This is a genomic window from Caulobacter sp. AVps18 (genome assembly GCF_058681425.1).
This window is the reverse complement of the sequence record NZ_CM178737.1, coordinates 2,100,444-2,121,215: the sequence shown is the minus strand read 5'-3', so window position 1 is coordinate 2,121,215 and position 20,772 is coordinate 2,100,444. Positions and strand designations below refer to the sequence as shown.

The following is a 20,772-nucleotide window of genomic DNA, read 5'->3' as shown; positions in this document are numbered from 1 at the left end:
GGGAGACGTCATACAGCAAGGCCCTCGATCTCTGCGGCGAACCCGTCGACCGCCACGACCAGTCGGTCGATGGCGGCGTCTTCGGTGACCGGCGACACCAGCATCATGTTGTGAAAGGGCGCGATCAGGACGCCCCGGTTGATCAGCCACAGATGAAGCGCGGCCAGCAGGTCGTGGTCCAGCGCCTTGCGCATCTGGGCGGCATTTTTTGGCGGAGGATCGGCGAAGACCAGCTCGACCCGCGCCCCGACATGGACCACTGACCAGGCCAGCCCGCGCGCCGCGATCACGGCCTTCAGACCCGCGACCAGGCGCTCGGCCCCGGCCAGCATCCGCGCATAGGCGGGGTCGGTCATCACGTCGGTCAGCATGGCGCGCATGGCGGCCATGGCCAGGGCGTTGCCCGACAGGGTGGTGCCGATGCCAGACTGGCCTGGCCCGATCCGAGCCTTGGCCGCTTCCATCCGTTCCGACAGTTGTGCGGTCACGCCCCAGACAGCCGCCGGCACGCCGCCGGCTATGGCCTTGCCCACCACGAACATGTCGGGCTCCAGGGCGTGCAGACGGGTATAGCCCCCGGGACCGCTCGACAGGGTATGGGTCTCATCCAGGATCAGCAGGGTTCCAGCCGCCCGGGTCAGCGACCGCAGGGCGTCGTGAAAGTCGTCTTCGGGCAGGATCATGCCGCAGTTGGTCATCACCGGCTCGGCCAGCACGGCGGCGACATCGCCGGGCGTGAGGGCGGCTTCCAACGCAGCGAGATCATTGAACGGCACGACGCGGGTGGTGGCCGTCAGGTCATGAACCTGGCCCAGCAGACCCGGCTTCATGACGCTTTCCCCGTCCTTCAGGACCACGAAGGCGTCCTCGACCATGCCGTGATAGCAGCCGTCGAAGATCAGGATCACCGGCCGCTGCGTGACCGCCCTGGCCCAGCGGATCGCGGCGCGGTTGGCGTCGCTGGCCGTGGTCGCCACCTGCCACAGCGGCAGGCCGAAACGCTCGGCCAGCAGCCGGCCGACCATCACCGAGGTAGCGGTCGGCAGCATGAATCCCGCCCCGCGCTTGATCTGGTCGGCGACGGCGGCGGCGACCGAGGCATCGCCGTGGCCGAACATCGACGGCGTGTCGCCCAGGCAAAAGTCGTCATACAGCTTGCCATCAACATCGGTGATCTGGGCGCCCACGCCCTGGGCCGCAAAGATCGGGCTGGGGCTGGCCCAGTCGTTCATCCAGTGCATCGGCGCGCCCCCGCGCCAAACCTTCGCCGAGGCCCAGGCCATAGCGACGCTGCGCGGATGCTCGGCGGTGAAGCGGGCGGCTTCGGCCTGCATCAGTCCCTCGAGGGTGGCAGCGTTGGCGAGATCCGCCGTCATCCCGCCGCCCCGAAAAATACTCCCGTCATTCCCGCCCTTGTGGCGGGAACCCCTGGTTCAGCTGACACGGGAAGCGCAATGGCGGGCCGGCCCGCCACACCACTGCACTTGCGGCGGATAGAGGGGTTCCCGCCACAAGGGCGGGAATGACGGGAGATGGGGGAAAAGCGGCGCGAACGCGTCATCCCACCCCGCCAAAGCACAGATATTTGGTCTCCAGATACTCATCGAGCCCCTCGGACGCCCCCTCGCGACCCAGGCCGGACTCCTTGACCCCGCCAAAAGGGGCAACCTCGGTCGAGATCAGGCCCTCATTGATCCCGACCATGCCGGCCTCGATAGCCTCAGCCACGCGCCAGCAGCGGCCGACATCGCGGCTGTAGAAATAGGCCGCCAGGCCAAAGGGCGTGGCATTGGCCAGCGCGATGGCTTCGGCCTCGGTGTCGAACTTCACGATGGGGGCGACGGGGCCGAAGATCTCTTCCTGGAACAGCCGCATAGCGGCGGTGGCCCCGGTCAGCACGGTGGGCTGATAGAACAGGCCGCCCAGGCCATGGGCGTCGCCGCCGGTCAACACCGTGGCCCCGGCCTCGACGGCTTCGCGCACCAGGCTGTCGACCTTGATCAGCGCCTTGTCGTTGATCAGCGGGCCGATGGTCACGCCCTCGCCGGTGCCCGGTCCGACCTTCATGGCCGCGACCCTTTCGGCCAGCCGGGCCGCAAAGGCGTCATGGATGCCCGACTGCACGATCAGCCGGTTGGCGCAGACGCAGGTCTGACCCGCATTGCGATATTTCGAAGCGACTGCGCCGTCGACGGCGGCCTCCAGATCGGCGTCGTCGAAAACGATGAACGGCGCATTGCCGCCCAGTTCCAGGCTGAGCTTTTTCATCGTGCCGGCACACTGGGCATAGAGGATCTTGCCCACCGGGGTCGAGCCGGTGAAGGACAGCTTGCGCACGCGATTGTCGTCGCACAGGGCCTTGCCGATGGCGCTGGCGTCGCGACCGGTGACGACATTGAGCACACCGGCCGGCACGCCGGCCAGGACCGCCAGCCGGGCGATGGCCAGGGCGCACAGCGGTGTCTCGGCCGCCGGCTTGATCACCACCGTGCACCCCGCCGCCAGGGCCGGGCCGACCTTGCGGGTGATCATGGCGATGGGAAAGTTCCAGGGCGCGATAGCGGCGCAGACCCCGACCGGCTGCTTGATCGACATCATCCGCTTGTTGCGGTCTGGCGTCTGGATCGACTGGCCGTGGCCGCGCTTGGCCTCCTCGGCGAACCAGTCGATGAAGCTTGCGCCGTAGACAACCTCGCCCCGCGCCTCGGCCAGGGGCTTGCCCTGCTCGGCGGTCATCAGCCGGGCCAGATCGTCGGCATGGGCCAGGATCAGGTCGCTCCACTTGCGCAGGATCGCGCCGCGATCCTTGGCGGTGCGTGCGGCCCAGGCCGGGAAGGCGCGATGGGCGGCCGTGATGGCGTCGCGGGTCTCTACCGCGCCCAGGTCGGCCACGTTTGCCAGGACCAGGCCGTCGGCCGGGTTGGTCACCTCGAAGGTCGCCTCGGAGGTTATCCACAGGCCGTCGATAAAGGCACGGGTCTCGATCAGGGTCATGGGTTCACCTCAGCGTCACGGACACCGACTTCAGGTCGGCGTACTTGTGCAACGCATGAAGGCTGCGGTCGCGGCCAAAGCCCGACTGCTTGAAGCCCCCGAACGGCATGGTGATGTCGCAGGCGTCCCAGCCGTTGATCCACACCAGGCCCGCCTTCAGCCGCCGGGCACCGCGCAGGGCCAGGCTGATGTCGGCGGTCCACAGGCCGGCGGCCAGGCCATAGACGGTGTCATTGGCCAGATGGATGGCCTCATCCTCGCCGGAAAAGCCCATCACGCCCAGCACGGGGCCAAACACCTCTTCCCGCGCCAGGGTGCTGTCGGGGGCCACCTGGTCAAAGATGGTGGGCTCCACATAGAAGCCGCCGCTGTCCTTAAGCACCCGCTCGCCGCCCAAAACCCGCCGCGCGCCCTGGCTGTCGGCAGTAGCGATATAGTCGAGCGCCGTGTTCATCTGCCGCTCGCTGACCATGGCCCCGAACTGGGTGGCGGGATCGAGAGGATCGCCGACCACCATCTCGCGCGCGATCTGAACCACGCGCTCAACGAACGCCTCTCGGATCGGCTCTTCGACCAGCAGGCGCGAGGCGGCGGTACAGACCTCGCCCTGATTATAGAACACGCCCCATGCGGCAGCCTGGGCGGCGGCTTCCAGATCCGGGCAGTCGGCAAACACGATCTGGGGCGACTTGCCGCCCAGTTCCAGCGACACGCGCTTCAGATTGCTGCGGGCCGAGTATTCCATCAGCCGGCGACCTGTGGGGCCCGAGCCGGTGAAGGCGATCATGTCGACGTCCATATGCAGGGCCAGGGCCTCGCCGGCCGTCGAACCCAGGCCGGGAACGACGTTCAGCACGCCCGGCGGCAGGCCCGCCTCCAGCGCCAGTTCGCCCAGCTTCAGGGCCGTCAGGGGCGACCGCTCGGCGGGCTTGAGGACCACGCTGTTGCCCATGGCCAGGGCGGGAGCCAGCTTCCACATCGCCATGTGCAGCGGGAAATTCCAGGGAACGATGGCCCCGATCACCCCCAGGGGCTCATGGATCGCGTAGCTCAGCCGGTCGACGGGCGAGGCCCCGACCTCGCCATACACCTTGTCCAGCGCCTCGGCGTACCAGCGGCAGGTATTGATCGCGAGCGGGATATCGACGGCCCGCGCATCGCGGATCGGCTTGCCGACATCCAGGCATTCCAGCAGAGCCAGATCCTCGGCGTCGCGCTCCATCAGGTCGGCGAGGCGGAACAGGACGGCCTTCTTCTGGCGAGGGCCAAGATCGCGCCAGCGGCCGTCCTCGAAGGCGGAGCGGGCGCTGGCCACGGCGCGATCCACGTCCTGCGCCTGGCAACTGGCCACACGGTTCAGCACCTGGCCGTTGCGCGGCGAAACATTGTGGAAGGTCGCGCCCGAAGCCGCCTCACACAGCACCCCGTCGATCACCGCCAGACCCGGCAGGGGCAGGCGCGCGAGGGCGTCGGTTGTGGCGGCGGGCAAGGTCACGGGTGAAGCATCCTGAAACTGTGATCACAGTTTGCGGTACAAGCGCCACTGTCAAGCTGCCCGCTCACGACCCGGCCTCGACAGCGGCGCGCATCTTGTCCATGCCTTCGGACAGGTCAGCGGCGATGGCGCGACGGGCGCCGTCGGCGTCGCGGGCCTTCAAGGCGGTGATCGCCTCGGCATGACGGTCGGCGACCAGGCCGTCGGCACCCACCCGCCCGAACACCACCCGCATGAACGGGCCGATCTGCAGCCATAGCCCGCCCGCCATGGCGGTCAGCACCTCTGCGCCCGCCCGCTCATAGATCGCGAAATGAAAGCTGTGATTGGCGGTCATGTAGCGGTCGACGTCGCCCAGAGCCAAGGCGGCGTCGATCTCGCCGTCGATCGCCTGCAAGGCCCTGATCAGGGCGCCATCCGCACGCGGCGCAGCGCGCGCCGCCAATTCCGGCTCGATCCACAGGCGGGCCTGGGACAGCTGGTCCAGGCGGCCGGCGGTCAGGGATGGCACGCTGAGGCGTTTGTTGACCGGATTGATCGCCAGCGCCCGCTCAGCGACCAGCCTGCGCACCGCGTCGCGCACAGGCATGGGGCTGACCCCCAGCTCGGCCGCCAGGCTACGCAGCGACACGCCGACGCCCGGCGCAATCCGGCCGGTGATCAGGGCCTGACGGATGGAGTCATAGACCTGATCGTGAACCGCCGTGGAATCGGCCAGGGAACGGCGAGATTTCGCCTCAGTCATCGCCCTTCCCTCCTTCGCCTTGCGGCCTTTGCGCGTTGAGGCTTGTCAGGAGGCCCTAAATTGCGATCACAATGCAAGGCCCCGCGAAGGATCTCCGCCATGCCCGATTTCGGCGCCAACAATCTCGACGCCTTCTGGATGCCGTTCACGCCCAACCGGCGGTTCAAGGCCCATCCGCGCATGCTCTCCAGCGCGAAAGACATGCACTACAAGACCCCCGAGGGCCGCGAGATCCTCGACGCCACCTCGGGCCTGTGGTGCGTCAATGCCGGCCACGACCGCTCCCGCATCCGCGAGGCGATCCAGAAACAGGCGGCCGAGATGGACTATGCCCCCTGCTTCAACATGGGCCACCCCCTGGCCTTCGCCTTCGCAAGCCAACTGGCCCAGATCACGCCGCCGGGGCTGGACCGGATCTTCTTCACCAACTCGGGGTCAGAGTCGGTCGACACCGCCCTGAAGATCGCGCTGGCCTATCAGCGCGCCCGCGGCAAAGGCACCAAGACCCGGCTGATCGGCCGCGAGCGTGGCTATCACGGCGTGGGCTTCGGCGGCATTTCGGTGGGCGGCATTCCCAAGAACCGGATGTATTTCGGGTCCCTGCTGACCGGCGTCGACCACCTGCCCCACACTCACGGCGTGGCCGGCAACCTGTTCTCGAAGGGCGAGCCCGAGCACGGTGCCGACCTGGCTGACAATCTCGAAAAGATCATCGCGCTGCATGACGCCTCCAACATCGCCGCCGTGATCGTCGAGCCGGTGGCCGGCTCGACCGGCGTTCTGATCCCACCGGTCGGCTATCTGCAAAGGCTGCGGGCGATCTGCGACAGGCACGACATCCTGCTGATCTTCGACGAGGTGATCACGGGTTTCGGCCGCCTGGGCGCCCCGTTCGCGGCTGAGCGCTTTGGCGTCATTCCCGACCTGATCTGCATGGCCAAGGGCCTGACCAATGCCGCCGTACCCTGCGGCGCCGTCGCCGCCAGCGGCAAGATCTATGACGCCATGATGGAGGGTGCCGACGCCCCCATAGAGCTCTTCCATGGCTACACCTACTCGGCCCACCCCCTGGCCTGCGCGGCCGGGATCGCGACGCTGGAAACCTACAAGGAAGACGATCTGTTCGCCCGCGCCGCCGGGATCGAAGGCTACTGGCAAGAGGCCATGCACAGCCTGAAGGACGCCCGCCACGTCATCGACATCCGCAATCTGGGGCTGATCGGCGGCATCGAGCTGGAGCCCCGCGCCGGGGTTCCAACAGCGCGCGCCATGGAGGTGTTCGAGGCGGCCTTCGACGCCGGCCTGCTGATCCGCGTGACCGCCGACATCATCGCCCTGTCGCCGCCGCTGATCCTGGAGACGGGGCACATTGACCGGATGGTCGAGACGCTACGGGCGGTGCTGGCGAAGGTGGCCTGATGCGTTCAGGTCACGGCCCCTGTCCTAACTCTGGCTCCACCCGGCGCAACTGGCCGAGGGTCGACGGCGTGCTGGCAACCCCACTTGCCGCCATGCCCAACATTGCCGAAAGTCAGGGCGACGCAGCTTCATCCGGCACGCGAGGCACCCGAAGACGCCCGGCCCACGCCACACGGGCTTCGCAAGCCCGCCGTCCTGCGCTATGCACCCCTGCCCGCGCGCAGCGCGGCCCGGTAGCTCAGCAGGATAGAGCAGCGCTTTCCTAAAGCGAAGGTCAGGGGTTCGAGTCCCTTCCGGGCCGCCAGCGTTTTTGCCGGAGCCTGTGGGGACCACCTAACGCGGGCAACTTGACAACCTAAGGCCGGCAAAAATGCGACGTATTCTCAGCTCAAAGCCGGGCTAGGTCTACCTTTTGCGCCCTTTTGGACGTTTCGGCACTTGGTGTTTATCGGTAGCTGAATCAGCGAGTGCCAGAAGGAAGTGCCGCATCTCTGCCACCTGCAACAGAAGACGCCTACAAGGATAAACTGCAAATAAAACGGAGCAGAGTCGCACTAGCGCCATTTGCTGACGTTGTGACGAGACCCCCATTTCTCGCCCAGCAATCATGAGAGCCATAGGTTGATTTTGACCTTGCCCCCAACCTTGGACCAGGTCGGGAGCAAGGCCAAAGACAAGAAAACTTTAGCTCAATCCGGTCCAGTCTTTTCAGGAGCAGGCCAGTGGCAAGCCAGACCCAGCCCCTGGCCCTCGAAGGAACCGCACCTGGTCAATGTCGGCTTGGCGAACGGGAGAAGGCCTCTGCCTCCTCCCGTCCGCGGCGTCAGGTCGTCCTTCAGCTTTCTATTCCGGCCGCCCGAGAATGACCGTGGTGATCGCGCGCGGCGGCGCAATCACCGTCGGGCTATCGCCTGCACAGGTCGGGTTGACGGTGGCCTCATCCACCAGCAGCCCCTTGACCTTCCAGGCGCCCCCTTCGAGGCCCTCGGTGGAGATATCCAGTTTGCGGGCATAAACCCCGTGGTTGACATGAATGACCACGGCATAGCGACCACTGGGGGCCAAGGCGGTAATCGTATCGGGATCATCGTTCCGGATGAGCCGGTAACCAGGCTTCAGGTGACGGCTGAAAGCGGCCATCGCATAGTACTTGGCGGTCAGGTGAAAGCTCATGTCCTCGGGGCGCTTTACGGACATGTCCGTGCGGATCAGGCCCCAGTTGGAACCAGGATCACCTGCCAGCGCGCTCGGCTCAATAGCTTGCCAGATGACCCAGGCTTCAGGCTCCAGTCGCTTGAGATCGAGCACGATCTGCTCGCCGAGCGCCAGAGCAGAAGTCGGGTCCGTGAAGTCCTGCACCGTGTTGGAAGCCGAAAGATCCACTTCCGACATCCAGAGCGGCAGCTTGGTCACCGTGGCAACGTCACGCGCGCCGCTCAGGCCCGTTGTGCTGTAGCTGTGCACATTGAGCTGCTGGACCGCTGCGCGGGCTTGAGGTGAATAGCCCGCCCAGTCCTTGACGAAAATTGCGGGATTGGTCTCATCCATCGCAGAAAGCAACGCCTTAGAGCCGTGGGTCCGCAGGGCGTCTGCAGTCGCCAGCAGCATCCGCGATTGCCCTTCAGGATCGAAGAAGTTTCCTTCCTGACGGTTGCCGGAGACCCAGTATGGGGTGTTCGGCTCGTTTAGCGGTGCAATGCTGTGGAAGCGGACATCGTGCTTCTTCTCCAGGCCCTGCATGGCGCGGACAAGATATTCGGCAAACTGGCCTTCGAAGCCAGGACGCAGGTTCGGCGTGTACTTCTCCTTGGCACCGGCGACATCGCCGCTCACCGTCATGAACCAGGGCGGCGAATAGGCCGCTACTTCGAGAACGCGACGCTCCTGCGGGACCCTGTCGCGGATGGCCGCCAGCCACCACTGCTGGCCGGGATCGGCTTCCCAATCCCACATCTCAGGATCGTCGGCGCGCCACCAGTCATTTCCCTCGGCACCACGGGGTTGCTTCCACATACCCGGAATATTGGCATTGGCGCGCGACAGCGGCGGAGTCCCGGGCTTGCGCCCACCGCCGATGTTGTAGCGGGCAAGGTTGAAGCCCAGCCCCTTGTCGCTGAACAGCAGATCGGCGAGCTGGGTGCGCACCGAGTCAGGCCATGTGCCTGTCGTACTGGCGAACCATGCCAGTGAAGTGCCCCAGCCCCGGAACACCGTTCGAGGCTGGCTCCACTCCGATTTCAGCGTGATCGGCACTGCGGCACGGCATTGCGTGGGGCCAACCGCTGTCTGCTGCGACGCGGCAGGGGCAGCCGTCGGTGCCTGAGCCGCAAATCCCGTTGCCGGGATCGACAGGGACAGGAAGATAGAGACGCTAGCGCGCAGGAAAAAATGAGCGCGACTGGAGCGCTTCTGATCGAGACGAGGCGCGCTCATGCCGACACCAGCTTGCTCAGTTGTTCGCCTGTAACCGACACGGCCGGTCGGAAGCTCTTGGTCTGCATGTAGGTCTCGAGGCTCGTGACAAGTTGTCGGCTGACGGGATCGTCGGTGCCGGCCCCGTCGAGGGCAAAGCCACAGACGATCGCCCTGCCCTTTCCGTGCTTCACCTCGAGCATCAGAGCCAGCGGGCGCGCCGTGAACCAGTCGTCGATGACGCGCACCAACGGGTCCACCTCAGGCGGCAAGACGTCGAGCCGCAGGGCCCCGGCGCGGTGCAGCAGATACCACCACTGCCAGTTGCTGTGGCTCTCGGTCGGGAACTTGGCCAGCGCGGCATTCTTGGGATCGCAAACGATGCCCAGGGTGGTCGGAGCCTGATGCTGCGTCCAGAGCGTGTTCCAGAAAATGCTGGAAAATCCGAGCTTTACCGGCTTCTCGGGATAGTTGGCAATCTTCTGAGGCGGGAGACCGATCAGCGCATCTCCCCCCTTGGCGATATAGTCGAGCAGGTCCTGATCAATGCGGTCGGCACGCCGGACACCCTTGGCCGGACCGGTCGCCTTCGCGGCTGCGGCCGGATAGACCCACAGATCCCAGTCGTTTTCAGCGACCTTTCCGCGCCTGTCGCGGATGGTCACGATCAGACGTGCCGCCGTCGGCTTGCTGGTCGACAGAACCGGCGCGGCCTTCAGATCAAGGGGGGCATTGCCCAGGGGCAGGGTCAGCTTCGGGAAGGCGCCCTTGGCCAGGACAGCGCCGTCGGTGGCCACGATGCGCCAACCGATCTCGGCCCCGGAAATCGCCGCACGGCCAAAATGGGCCACGTCAATGGTCAAGGGGAAGGCGACACCCGAGGTAGCTATCCGGGACTCCAGCCGTGCCAGCGGAACGGTAGGCGCACAGAACCGCCGGTACTCGGCTGCGGTGACATAGCTCTTCTCGTCCCAGAAGGGATCGACGACGCCGACCAGGGCAGTGCCCTGCCCAGGGAAGTCCTGCAGCCCCAGGAGCTGGAAGCCACCCATGCCACGGGTCCGCAGTGAGCTCTCGATATCTTCCTTGTAGCAGAGCACTTGCAGACGACCTGACGCGTGCAGGAAGTCATCTGCGCGATCCAGAAGTCCATTATCCCTCAGGCGGTCGGCAAAGATGTCGAAATTCTTGGCCTTCAGGTATCCAGTATACTTCGAACGTTCTTTGAGATCGGGGTAAACGCACCACTGGCCGATCTCATGGCTGATGACCGGCACCGCATAGCGACCGACGAAGTCGCGATAGTCGGTGTGAGTTTCCGGTGGCTTGGCGTTGATCCGGGACTTTAGCTCCTCACCCCAGTTCTGAACGCGGGGCGTCGGGGTGACATGGAACTCGCTCTCATCAATCGTGGGCCAGCCCGCACCGGCCGTCCACAGCCTGCGCGGATCCAGCGCCCGATAGTGGCGCACATAGGCACCGAGGAACGCATCGCGCTTGGCTTCCCCGTCAGGCGTGCCGCCACCCGGCTCGTTGCCATGCGTCATCAGCATGAAAGAGGGGTGATTGCCGTAAGCGGCCAGAATGCGGTCGGTCTCGGCATAGACCCATTGGTCGACCGCCAACCCGCTACCGATCCGCACAGACTGGTTGGCCCAAACGGTCTCGACCTGAACATAGACGCCGGCCTCGTCGGCCGCTTCAAAAGCCGCAGCGGGCGGGCAATAGCTGTGGAAGCGCAGGTGATTGAGACCATAGTCCCGCGTGCGACGCATGATCCGCTGCCAGCTTGCCAGATCGGTCGGCGGATGGCCGGTCAGCGGGAAAATGCAGCACTCCAGCGCGCCGCGAAACATCGCCGGCCGCCCATTGATCCGGAAGCCGCTCGGGGTCGCCACGATCTCCCGCCAGCCGAAGCGGCCCGACCAATCCGAGCCGTTGGCCAGATGCACGGCGACATCGTGAAGTACGGGGTCGAATTCATCCCAGGCGGCCCGAGATGCCGCGTCGGCCGGGCCAGGCTGAAGGACCGCCTCAAATTGCCCCGTCAAACCGGGCTTGCCGTCTTTCGACCAAACGACAGTCTGACTGAGAGAACGCCCGAAAGCCTCGATTTTCACCGTTTCGACGGGCGCGGCGCCATCCATGCGCCGCAGCGTTCCGCGCACAGTCAGCTTGCGCGTGGCGAACTCGGGATGAAGATCAACCCTTTCAATCCAAACCGGTTCGCTGGCCCGAAGCTCGATCCGCCCGGCGATGCCGTTCCAGTTGCCCTGGGTGTGGTCGGTAACGCCGTGACCGTTGTGGCCGATCTCGACGATCATGCGATTGTCGACACGGATCGTCAGCCGATGGCGACCTGCTGACAGCTGACCCAGGTCATAGATGTGCGGCAGATGCAGCGCGTCATTGCGCCCCAGCGCCACGTCATCCACCCAGACCTGGGTTTCCCAATGGGGCCGCTCGAGGAACAGTTCGATACGCTTGCCCGACCAATCGGCCGGAACCTCAATATCGCGCTGATACCAGGCCGCGCCCCGGAACCAGGTGTCCGGCTGCAGCATGAAGGGCACCTTCACGTCGGCTGAGTTGCGATACTTCGCGTATTCGGGTGCCGTGAACCAGGAGCGATCATTGATGTCGCCGGTGAAAGGGGTCGCGGCAGAAACCGGCTGACCGATCCGACTTGCTTCCAAGCTGCCCGGCAGGGCGACTTTGGAGGCGAGAACCTCCTTGTGCCATTGCTTGGCCAGTCCCTCATCCTTGAGGTCGATCGCACTGCGCCATTGCGCCGCGAGATCCAGGTCACCCCCAGCCTCACCGGACATGGCGGCCCTGGCCGGTGAGCCACCGACCAGCCCCAGGAAGGGCACCAGACTGAGCGACTGCACCAGTCGCCGGCGGTTGAGCTGGCAGCGCGCCTCGGCGGGAACTTCCATCAAACAATCCTCTTTTGTGCAGGCCTTATACCGCGACAAGCGCGGCCATGACCCACCTCCCTATAAGTATGATATATATTGAGCCAAAATTCGCGTTGCAAGCCCAATTGGGCCCACGGATACGGCGAAATCCATCAGCATTGGCGCGTTAAGGCTGAGTTCCGGCGCTGCGCAAGCGCGCCCAACGCCTACGGAGATCGTTTTACGTAATATTTATTGACGCGAGAAATCTTCACGATATGCATGAGGCAGTCTCGTGAAAAACGGGGGATGAGGGAGGATAGAATGAATATGAGGCACACACTTTTGGCGTGCTCATCGATGGCGCTTCTCGGCCTGATCGTGGCGAGTCCTGCTGTAGCGCAGTCGACCGACGCCCAGGCCAGCACCAAGAAGCAAGGCGACGCGCCGGCCGCGTCGCAGGTCGAAGAGATCGTCGTCACCGGCCTGCGCAACAGCCTGAGTTCAGCTCAGAACCGCAAGAGAACCAGCGACCAGGTCATCGACTCGATCCAGGCCGAAGACATCGGCAAGCTCCCGGACACCAACATCGTCGAGTCCTTGCAGCGCATCGCCGGCGTTCAGATCGAGCGTCGCTACGGCGAAGGCGGCGCGGAAGTCGCCATCAAGGGCAAGCAAAACACGCCCGCTGTTGCCATTCGTGGCCTTACCCAAGTGCGCTATCTGTTCGATGGTCGCGACACCTATTCTGCGGGTGGCGGACGCAACCTCGCGGTCGAGGCGTTCCCACCGGAAATTCTGGCAGGCATGGATGTCTACAAGAACCCCTCGGCGGAAATGATCGAAGGCGGCATTGGGGGGCTGGTCAATCTGCGGACCCGGCTGCCGTTCGACCAGAACTGGCGCCTGATGTACGCTACCGCCCGCGCAAACAACTATGATCTGGCCGGCAAGACGGGCGGATCAGCTTCGGCAATGTACAGCAATAGCTGGGAGACCGGAATCGGCCGCATCGGCCTTCTAATCAATCCTGTTTACAATAAAACGTTCTATCGCCAAGATTCTATCCTGGTTCAGCCCTTCTACGACATGAAACTGGGCACGCCGCTGCCGGGCGCACCTACAGGTGCCCGCGTACCCTACGGTTTCCAGATCTATGACGAAGGCGGTAGCCGCGAGCGCTTTGCGCTGTCGGGCGCGGCACAGTGGCAAGCCACACCGGACGTGCTGGTTACGGCAACAGGCCTGTTTTCCGACTACTATTTCGACCGCTCGGGCAAGTATCTGTACAATTCGTGGGGCGCGGAATATCCAAAAGCAACACCAGGTTCGACTTTCACCTATGCGTCAGACGGCCGGGTAACCAGCGGTTCCTTCAACAATAACCTGTTCACGTCCGGGCGCGGCGACCAGGACCTGCACTCGAACGATCAGAACTATACGCTGAATGTTGCATGGAACATCAATGAAGATCTGCTCGTCAAATTTGACGCTCAGTATATGAAATCATTCTACAACGCCAACGAGTCGGGGTTCAGCATTTCCCAGTTCGATGGCGTTTATGATCGTAGCCTTGGCTATGCATCGGGATATGCGGCACCGTCCGCGTCGCCGTTCAAGACCATTGTCGATTTCGACCTGCGGGGTAAGAAGCCGACCTGGAGCGTCCGCGGCCCATCGTCGCTCAGCGATCCCAACAGCTGGCATTTCTCCGCCATCGGCGACTATCGCACACGCAACGATTCCGACCAGTTGGCGCTGCGCTCCGATTTGGAGTGGACGGTCAACAACGGCATCGTCAAGAAGATCACCGCCGGTGGCCGCTATGCAGACAGCAAGCTGACAATTCGTCGTCTCCAGGATGAATACTATACCTACACCACCGGAAATCAGCGCCTCTGGTACGATAACTGGTGGCTCCCGAACGGCAACACGTACACGCCTTACAGTGCTGCAAAGGCACCGCTACTCACCACGGGCCCTTCATCGAGTTTCTTCGGCGGCTCCTTCAACACCAAGGTCATCTATCCGAACCTGCCGGCCGGCGACAACGTGGCCGATCAGGTCAAGAATTTGTACCTGGTCTTCGGCGCCCCACAGCGCAATGATTTCTGGCCGTCAGAGGTCAACCCCCAGAGCGAGCAGTCGTTCACGGGCTATGTTTCAAGCAAGCTGGCCACAAACGTTTTGGACTTGCCGGTCGATGGCGTTTTTGGCGTCCGCTACATCCACACCAAGACCAGCTCGGAAGGCTATCTCTTCCCGAACTATCTTCCGGTGGACCCTACCGATCCAAAAAACCTGACGGCTATCTCGGCCAAGAACGACTATGACTTCGTACTGCCAAGCGCCAATATCCGGGTCGGCCTGACGGATCGGCTGCAGATGCGCCTGGCCTATGCGAAGGCCATGACACGCCCCGATTTCTGGCAGATGGGGACCTACGTGACATTGGGCCTGCCGACCATCGTGGATCCTGTCACGCGCCGTCCGTCCGGCTACTCGGGCAACCCCTTCCTCAAGCCGATGAAGTCGGATTCGTTCGACGCAACTCTGGAATGGTACTTCACGAAGTCCGGCTCAATTACGGCCGCGCTATTTGAAAAGAAGGTCGACGGCTTTATCGCATCCGGTGTTGCTGTTCGTCAGTTCAACGGCATTGATTACGACATATCCACAATGGTCAACTCAGGCGCTGGTACTATCAAGGGCGCTGAAGTTGCGTACCAGCAATTCTATGATTTCCTCCCGGGCATTCTGAGCGGTCTTGGCCTCCAGGCGAACTACACCTATGTTGATAGCAGCGTAGAAAACCCGTTTGCGCGTGCTGGAAGCAGTGTTCCCGAGTCTGTTCCGCTAGAGAAGCTTTCCAAGCATAGCTACAATCTCGTCGGCCTGTACGAAAAGGGCAAGCTGAGTGGTCGACTGGCTTACTCATGGCGTAGCCGCTACCTGAACACCACGGTGGGAAGTGGCGCGACGGGTCTACCGCAATATCAAGCGCCCTATGGAAACCTTGATGGCTCGATCAGCTATACGCTTAACAGCCGCATCGCGGTGACGTTGGAAGGGGTTAATCTGACCAACACGATGGGCAAGACTTACATCGGAAGCACAACTGAACCGCTGCAGCGCAGCCTGAATGATCGCCGCTTCTCGTTTATTGTTCGCGCCTACTACTGATTTCGATCCCTGCGAGACGACTTATCGCGCCGGTATTCTGTACCGGCGCGATTTTTTTGTCCGCAGCATGGCCGCACGTGACCCCTAAAGGGAAAAGGCGGCCTGCATAGCCGGACTCACCGCTCCGGGGCCGGGACGCCCCTGGCGGACCTGTACCTTAAGCGGCTTCCTGCCTTGACCTGTCCGCATCCGTCCGCCCCATCAGAAACCGCCTTGCCAGGGAGGACCCACCTTGATGTTTCTGGCACCCAACAGACAGCGCTGGTGGCAAAGGGCGCCCTTCGCGGGCCTGGCTGTCGGATGGGCCCTTATACTGGTTATCATCGGCCTACTGATGATCTGGCTCTGAGCCTGTCCCTTGGATATTGATCGGGATCGTCTGCTCCGGCGGCGCGGCCCTCAGCCATTCCGCACGTGGCTCCAATATCAATCAGTTCGACGGCGTCGAGATTCCCCATAGGCGTGGCCGCAGGGAAGAGTCTGCATTCGGCCCTTCGGCCAAGACGCAGCGCAAAAAAGAGCCCCACTGACCATAGTCGGTGGGGCCAAAGGGGGAGACATAGTCAGAGCTCCGGTCGGAGCAGCGCGGCCGCCTAGAGCCCTTTCCAACCTGATGGCTTCATCAGGGTCGGAAAGGGCTCTAGCTGCCGGCCTCGATGGGAAGCTCAAACGGCGATGCCGGCAGGCTGTTGGTCCCATAGAGATTGAGGATGGGGCTGTCGGCCCAGGCGAACCGCACAAGACGCGGCGAAGCTCCAGCCGGCAGGGCAATCCTAACTTCCGAGCCTGCGGCGGTCGCATCCACAAAGCGGCACGAGGCAGCGTCACAAAGTTCAAAGCCGATCGGCCGCGCGGCGCCAAAAATCACCAATGGCTGATCGAATTTGACAACAACAGCATCCCCATCCCGGCGAGCGGTCACAGGGACCGGACCCGAAGCGTTGAGGCTGGCCTCACCATAGGCCAGCTTGCGCGCAACCAGCGAGAGCCGCGCCCCGACCTGCTGCTTATTGGCCGGGTGAATCTCAAAGATATCGCCAATATCCAGGGCCGAAGCCAGACCAACCTGCGGATCGGCCGCGGCGGTGCGACGCTGCACATCACGAATTGCAGCCCAGCCCGACTCTCCGTTCCAGGAACGATAGCCGCCATAGCTGGCCAGTTGCACGAGCATGAAGGGCAGATTGGGCTGCTGGAATGCCTGCCGCCAGTCGGCGATCATGGCCGGCAGCAATCGAGCATACTCCTTGGGCTCGAAGACGTTGGACTCGCCCTGGTACCAGGCCACTCCCTTGATCCCGAAAGGGGCAAGCGGCGCGATCATGCCGTTGTACATGCTGGCGGGGCCCTTGGTGCCAGCCAGCGGCCAATGCGGCGGGTGCCCCGTATCCCAGATGCTACTGGCCACTTTATAGCGCCATGATTTACCCAGCGGCACAAACTCGCCGCCGTTCAACTTGAGACCCTTTTCCACTGCCGGTCCGGGCGCGCCGCCCAGGCCGCTGGTATCAACCAGCCGGATGGCGATCACATTGCGCCCCTCTTTCAGAAGGCCCTTGGCGACGTGATAATCCCTTGGGATAGCCCAACCTTCGACTGAGCCGACTTCCGTGCCGTTCACGTAAGTCGTGTCAAAATCATCAATCGTTCCCAGCTTCAGCTGGGCATCCTGCGCCGCCTGGCGAGCCGTCAGAACGATTTCCGCCCGGAGCCAGACGGTGCCGTCGAACGATCCCATTCCAGGCGTCGTCTGTTCCCATACCCCCTCGGCGGGCATGGACCCCCAAAGCTGGTCATCAAAGTCGGGTTGGCGGAATTGCTTGCCGTCCGGATCGTTGCGACTGGCCCACTGCTCCAAGCCGGTGCGCCAGACCGAGTAGAGCGAGGCGGGAGAGAAGTCCGTCTGGCGCAGATATGTTTCATCGTAGAGGTTCAGTGCGGACAATGCGGGGGTGCTAAGCCAGAACTGAATGCCGGAACCGCCCCATGACGCATCGATCAGCCCTTGCGGCACGCCCGTCCTTTGTTTCAGGGTCCGCCCCATAAAAAAGCACGCGGCGGAAAAACTGGCCGCGTCCCTGGGCTGCGCGAGACGCCACACAACGTCTTTCGGCAGGTCGGACGCCGGTTGCAACTGGCTGATATGGCCCGTCTTCAGCAGACGGATATCGGGGTCATTGACTGAAGCAGCCTCAGGAACACCGTTCAGGCCCTGAATGACCTGAAACTCCATGTTCGACTGGCCCGAGCACAACCAGACATCGCCCACCAGGAGATCGTTGACCGTCTGCGAACGCGACCCGGCGCGGACTTTCAAAGTCAAAGGCTTGCCCGGCTGTCGCGCCGGCAGGGTGGCCAGCCACTTGCCCTGGCTATCCGAAACGACCGATACGCTCTGCCCGGAAAGATCTACGGTCACGCTCGTGGCCGGGTTTGTCTGCCCCCAGACCCGGATGGGCTGATCCCGCTGGATTACGGCGTGGTCGCTGAACACCGATGCGAGGAGCTCTTGTGCCGAGGCATGCGTAGCCAGGGTGCACATCACCGCTGTAAGAGCTATCCCGCAGGTTCTGATTTTCATCGCCACCACCAAACTCCATTCAGTTTAAATAGAAATATATAGGTCAGCGAGAAATCGACTTCTCTGCGGGCAAATCCCACTCCAGAAGTATTTTTCCAGACAAGGACCCCAAACGTAGCTTCACCTGATCGACCATCGCTTGCCGGTAACTCTGGACAAAAGTTTTCCCTCGGTCCGAAACTGTGGCGACGTCCATGCCCGCCGAATAGAGCGCAGATCCGATACCAAATCCCGAGGCCCCGGCCTCTAGCCATTGGGCCATATTGCCCGGCGTGACACCGCCGACGGGAATGATGGGAAAGGTTGCGGGCACGACGGCGCGCCAGGCCTTGAGGACCGACGGCGTTGCCCCTTCGGCGGGAAACAGCTTCAGACCGGTTGCACCCGCCTTGATGGCGCAAAAGGCCTCGGAGGGCGTGAACACTCCCGGCAAGGACACGAGATCCCGATGAACAGTCGCTCGGATCACATCCAGATCGGTGTTTGGCGAAATGATCATCGTGCCGCCGGCCAGGGCGACTTCTGCAACCTGCGCAACGGTCAGGACCGTGCCTGCGCCGATGGTTGCGCGTTCGCCCAGGCTGTCGGCCAACCGCGCGATACTCTCCAAAGCATCTGGAGAGTTCAGCGGCACCTCGATCAGATTGAACCCGGCGTCACAGAGGGCCGCCCCGACTTCAACGACCTCACCAGGACGGATTCCCCTCAGAATTGCGATCAGTGAACAGTGCTCAAAATGGTCCTGGAAGCGGTCAAAGTGACTCATTGCGCACGGATCCGAATGGCAGAAATTCCGGCGACGAAGGCCGAGTGACTATCCAGAAGGCGGGCTGTTCCGCCGAGTTCATGGATTGCAGTGATGTAGAGCTTGCCGATCGTCTCATCGGCCAGGACGTGGATCTCCTGCGGCCCGACTTCCTCCAGTCGCGCAGCAACATCGGCCCCGATGAGGACGCCACTGACAAACGAAGCCGCATCGCCTTGCGCCCGACGGCCCAGCAGGGTTTCGGAACGGACCGAAAACAGGCTCGCGGCCAGATCCCGGCGGCGGCCAACGACCAGGCCCTCGCGAAACGCTTCCAGGTTCTCGACCCCAGCCTGAAGCGTCGTCGCTAGAAGGCTGTGGGTCCGCAAAAGTGCGAAGAGCTCCCCGGTCATGGCCGTCACAAAGCGACTGATCCGACCGCCTTCAATCCAGACCCATTTGCAATGGGTGCCAGGCTGACAGACGACGGCGTCAGGCGGAACAAGACCGCTCTCAGCGGCTCCGAGGATCTGGATCTCCTCGCCCCGCATGACGTCGCTGCGGCCATCCGCATCAATCACCGCGAGCCCCGGTACGATGGCCGTATACGGATCGATATGGCTTAGGCTGGCAGCTAGCTCGGGCAGGCCAGCCGGCACCGCGACATAGGGCACCGTTCGCCAACCGGCGGTGGACCCCACCATTCCCGCCATCAGAACCGGCAGCTCTCCCAGACGCCGGCGAATTTTCGTCAATTCGCCGGCGAAATCACTGACCTGCAGAGCTCCGCAATCATCCCGATCCGTGTGAAGAACCCGCCCCCCGTCGATGACGTAGACGCGACGATTGGTGGTTCCCCAGTCAATCGCGATAAAGGCGTCGCTCATTGCCAGCCCTTCTCGATCTCCTCGAGGGTCTTGCCCTTGGTCTCAGGCAGGGACCGGAAGATGAAGAGGAAGCCTGCAACGCAGATCACACCGTAGAGCCAGAAGGTCAGCCCGGTCCCCGCCGCTGCATTCAGGAGGGGGAAGGTGTAGGTCAGGACGAAGCAGGCCAGCCACAGGGAGGTCGTCGCCAGGGCCATGCTCGCCCCGCGGGCTTCACCGGGGAAAATCTCCGACAGCGCCACCCAGGTAACCGGCGCAAGCGTCATGGCGTAGACGGCGATCGCGGCAATCACGAGCGGCATGAGCACCGCGCTCTGGTGGCCCGTCACATAGAACCCGCCCAGCACCATATAGATGCTCGCCAGGCCGGCGCAGCCGATCAGCAGAAGGCGGCGGCGACCAAGACGCTCGACAGTCACCAGGGCCACGAGCGTGAAGACACAGTTGACCACGCCGGTGATCACGATGTTGAACAGTGTGTCCGAGACGGCGAACCCGGCAGACGCGAAGATCTCCTGGGCGTAGTTGAAGATCACATTGATGCCGCACCACTGCTGAAGAACAGCCAGAACGACGCCAATGACGATAACTCGACGGAACTTCGGCTCCTTCAGCGTGGCCCACAGGCCACGCCCCGGCGCGGCCTCAAGGGCCCGACCAATTTCGGCCAACGCGCTTTCGGCATAGTCCTGACCGCCGAACTGCAGCAGGATCTTGCGGCTCTCGTCGAGGCGTCCCCGTTGGGCCAGCCATCGCGGGCTTTCCGGGATCAACAGACAGCCGAGTAGAAAGGCCACCGACGGCACGGCCGCTGCGGCGAACATCCATCGCCAGCCCAACTGGCCATTCCAGGACGCGGCGATCTGCGCGAAGGTCGCGTCGGCGGCGACAGGCTTTGCGATCAGCCAGTTGACGATCTGCGCTCCGAGAAGCCCAAGAACGATTGCGATCTGGTTGAGGCAGACCAAGCGCCCGCGGCTTGCGGCGGGTGCGATCTCGGCGATGTAGAGCGGCGACAGGCCCGAGGCCATGCCGATCGCGATACCGCCCGCCATGCGCCACAGGACAAAACTGTTGAAGTCATGGGCCGCTGCGGTTCCGAGCGAGGTCAGGGTGAAGATCAGGGCCGAAATCAAAAGCGCCCGCTTGCGGCCCAGATAGTCAGCCAGATAGCCCGACACCATGGCTCCGGCCAGACAGCCGATCAGGGCGCAACTGACAGCCCAAGCCTGGTCTGTAGGGGCTGTGATTGCAAAATAGGACTCATAGAACGGCTTGGCACCGCCGATCACGACCCAATCATAGCCAAAGAGAAGGCCGCCCAGGGCTGAGACCGCCGCGGCGATCCAGACCGCGCCAGATGCGCCGGCTGGAATGGCTGTTGAACCCGAATGGGAACCCGTATCCATCG

12 protein-coding genes and 1 tRNA gene are annotated in these 20,772 nt (G+C 63.4%); 3 read left to right on the top strand and 10 right to left on the bottom strand.

Translation table 11 applies throughout. The annotated features are described in order from the left end of the window. Nucleotides 1-8: 8 nt before the first annotated feature. From ACW179_RS09700 to ACW179_RS09685, 4 genes are all read right to left on the bottom strand, one after another. Nucleotides 9-1,376: an aspartate aminotransferase family protein gene (locus ACW179_RS09700; RefSeq protein ID WP_492064087.1), complete on the bottom strand. Its 1,368-nt coding sequence runs from the start codon at nt 1,374-1,376 to the stop codon at nt 9-11. Between the two features lie 181 nt (nt 1,377-1,557). After that, the gene (locus tag ACW179_RS09695; protein ID WP_492064086.1) at nt 1,558-2,994 is read right to left on the bottom strand and encodes an NAD-dependent succinate-semialdehyde dehydrogenase; all 1,437 of its coding nucleotides are present in this window, start codon (nt 2,992-2,994) and stop codon (nt 1,558-1,560) included. Between the two features lie 4 nt (nt 2,995-2,998). After that, nucleotides 2,999-4,489, bottom strand: a complete 1,491-nt coding sequence (locus ACW179_RS09690; RefSeq protein ID WP_492064085.1) for an aldehyde dehydrogenase — start codon at nt 4,487-4,489, stop codon at nt 2,999-3,001. Between the two features lie 64 nt (nt 4,490-4,553). Next, on the bottom strand, nt 4,554-5,234 hold the full coding sequence (locus ACW179_RS09685) for a GntR family transcriptional regulator (protein ID WP_492064084.1): 681 nt from the start codon (nt 5,232-5,234) through the stop codon (nt 4,554-4,556). A gap of 99 nt (nt 5,235-5,333) precedes the next feature. On the opposite strand from ACW179_RS09685, the gene aptA reads away from it, so the two are divergent. Both aptA and ACW179_RS09675 read left to right on the top strand, forming a co-directional pair. Continuing rightward, complete coding sequence (gene aptA, locus ACW179_RS09680; protein ID WP_492064083.1) at nt 5,334-6,653, top strand: omega-aminotransferase AptA; 1,320 nt, start codon at nt 5,334-5,336, stop codon at nt 6,651-6,653. A 227-nt stretch (nt 6,654-6,880) separates the two neighbouring features. Then, a tRNA-Arg gene (locus ACW179_RS09675) sits at nt 6,881-6,957 on the top strand. A 539-nt stretch (nt 6,958-7,496) separates the two neighbouring features. Here ACW179_RS09675 and ACW179_RS09670 read toward each other — a convergent pair. Further along, nucleotides 7,497-9,086: a glycoside hydrolase gene (locus tag ACW179_RS09670; protein ID WP_492064082.1), complete on the bottom strand. Its 1,590-nt coding sequence runs from the start codon at nt 9,084-9,086 to the stop codon at nt 7,497-7,499. Beyond that, the gene (locus tag ACW179_RS09665) at nt 9,083-12,004 is read right to left on the bottom strand and encodes a DUF8487 domain-containing protein (RefSeq protein WP_492064081.1); all 2,922 of its coding nucleotides are present in this window, start codon (nt 12,002-12,004) and stop codon (nt 9,083-9,085) included. Before ACW179_RS09665 ends, ACW179_RS09670 begins: the two co-directional genes overlap by 4 nt. Nucleotides 12,005-12,325: 321 nt before the next feature. On the opposite strand from ACW179_RS09665, the gene ACW179_RS09660 reads away from it, so the two are divergent. Then, the gene (locus tag ACW179_RS09660; protein WP_492064080.1) at nt 12,326-15,148 is read left to right on the top strand and encodes a TonB-dependent receptor; all 2,823 of its coding nucleotides are present in this window, start codon (nt 12,326-12,328) and stop codon (nt 15,146-15,148) included. Nucleotides 15,149-15,788: 640 nt separating this feature from the next. On the opposite strand, the gene ACW179_RS09655 is transcribed toward ACW179_RS09660, so the two are convergent. The 4 genes from ACW179_RS09655 to ACW179_RS09640 are packed head-to-tail and all read right to left on the bottom strand — an operon-like array spanning nt 15,789 to nt 20,770. Further along, nucleotides 15,789-17,729 carry a sialate O-acetylesterase gene (locus tag ACW179_RS09655; RefSeq protein ID WP_492064282.1) on the bottom strand — a complete coding sequence of 647 codons (1,941 nt, stop codon included), beginning with the start codon at nt 17,727-17,729 and terminating at the stop codon, nt 15,789-15,791. Nucleotides 17,730-17,772: 43 nt separating this feature from the next. After that, the gene (locus tag ACW179_RS09650; RefSeq protein ID WP_492064079.1) at nt 17,773-18,495 is read right to left on the bottom strand and encodes a 2-dehydro-3-deoxy-6-phosphogalactonate aldolase; all 723 of its coding nucleotides are present in this window, start codon (nt 18,493-18,495) and stop codon (nt 17,773-17,775) included. After that, entirely contained in the window at nt 18,492-19,361 is an 870-nt protein-coding gene (locus ACW179_RS09645) for a 2-dehydro-3-deoxygalactonokinase (RefSeq protein ID WP_492064078.1), read from the bottom strand. The genes ACW179_RS09650 and ACW179_RS09645 overlap by 4 nt, the downstream gene beginning before the upstream one ends. Beyond that, nucleotides 19,358-20,770 carry a sugar porter family MFS transporter gene (locus ACW179_RS09640; RefSeq protein ID WP_492064077.1) on the bottom strand — a complete coding sequence of 471 codons (1,413 nt, stop codon included), beginning with the start codon at nt 20,768-20,770 and terminating at the stop codon, nt 19,358-19,360. The genes ACW179_RS09645 and ACW179_RS09640 overlap by 4 nt, the downstream gene beginning before the upstream one ends. Between the last annotated feature and the right edge of the window lie 2 nt (nt 20,771-20,772).

Coding starts and splice junctions, on each gene's coding strand:
- ACW179_RS09670 (WP_492064082.1), bottom strand. CDS start 9,086: ATGAGCGCGCCTCGTCTCGATCAGAAGCGCTCCAGTCGCGCTCATTTT.
- ACW179_RS09700 (WP_492064087.1), bottom strand. CDS start 1,376: ATGACGGCGGATCTCGCCAACGCTGCCACCCTCGAGGGACTGATGCAG.
- ACW179_RS09655 (WP_492064282.1), bottom strand. CDS start 17,729: ATGAAAATCAGAACCTGCGGGATAGCTCTTACAGCGGTGATGTGCACC.
- ACW179_RS09660 (WP_492064080.1), top strand. CDS start 12,326: ATGGCGCTTCTCGGCCTGATCGTGGCGAGTCCTGCTGTAGCGCAGTCG.
- aptA (WP_492064083.1), top strand. CDS start 5,334: ATGCCCGATTTCGGCGCCAACAATCTCGACGCCTTCTGGATGCCGTTC.
- ACW179_RS09650 (WP_492064079.1), bottom strand. CDS start 18,495: ATGAGTCACTTTGACCGCTTCCAGGACCATTTTGAGCACTGTTCACTG.
- ACW179_RS09695 (WP_492064086.1), bottom strand. CDS start 2,994: ATGACCCTGATCGAGACCCGTGCCTTTATCGACGGCCTGTGGATAACC.
- ACW179_RS09665 (WP_492064081.1), bottom strand. CDS start 12,004: ATGGAAGTTCCCGCCGAGGCGCGCTGCCAGCTCAACCGCCGGCGACTG.
- ACW179_RS09645 (WP_492064078.1), bottom strand. CDS start 19,361: ATGAGCGACGCCTTTATCGCGATTGACTGGGGAACCACCAATCGTCGC.
- ACW179_RS09685 (WP_492064084.1), bottom strand. CDS start 5,234: ATGACTGAGGCGAAATCTCGCCGTTCCCTGGCCGATTCCACGGCGGTT.
- ACW179_RS09640 (WP_492064077.1), bottom strand. CDS start 20,770: ATGGATACGGGTTCCCATTCGGGTTCAACAGCCATTCCAGCCGGCGCA.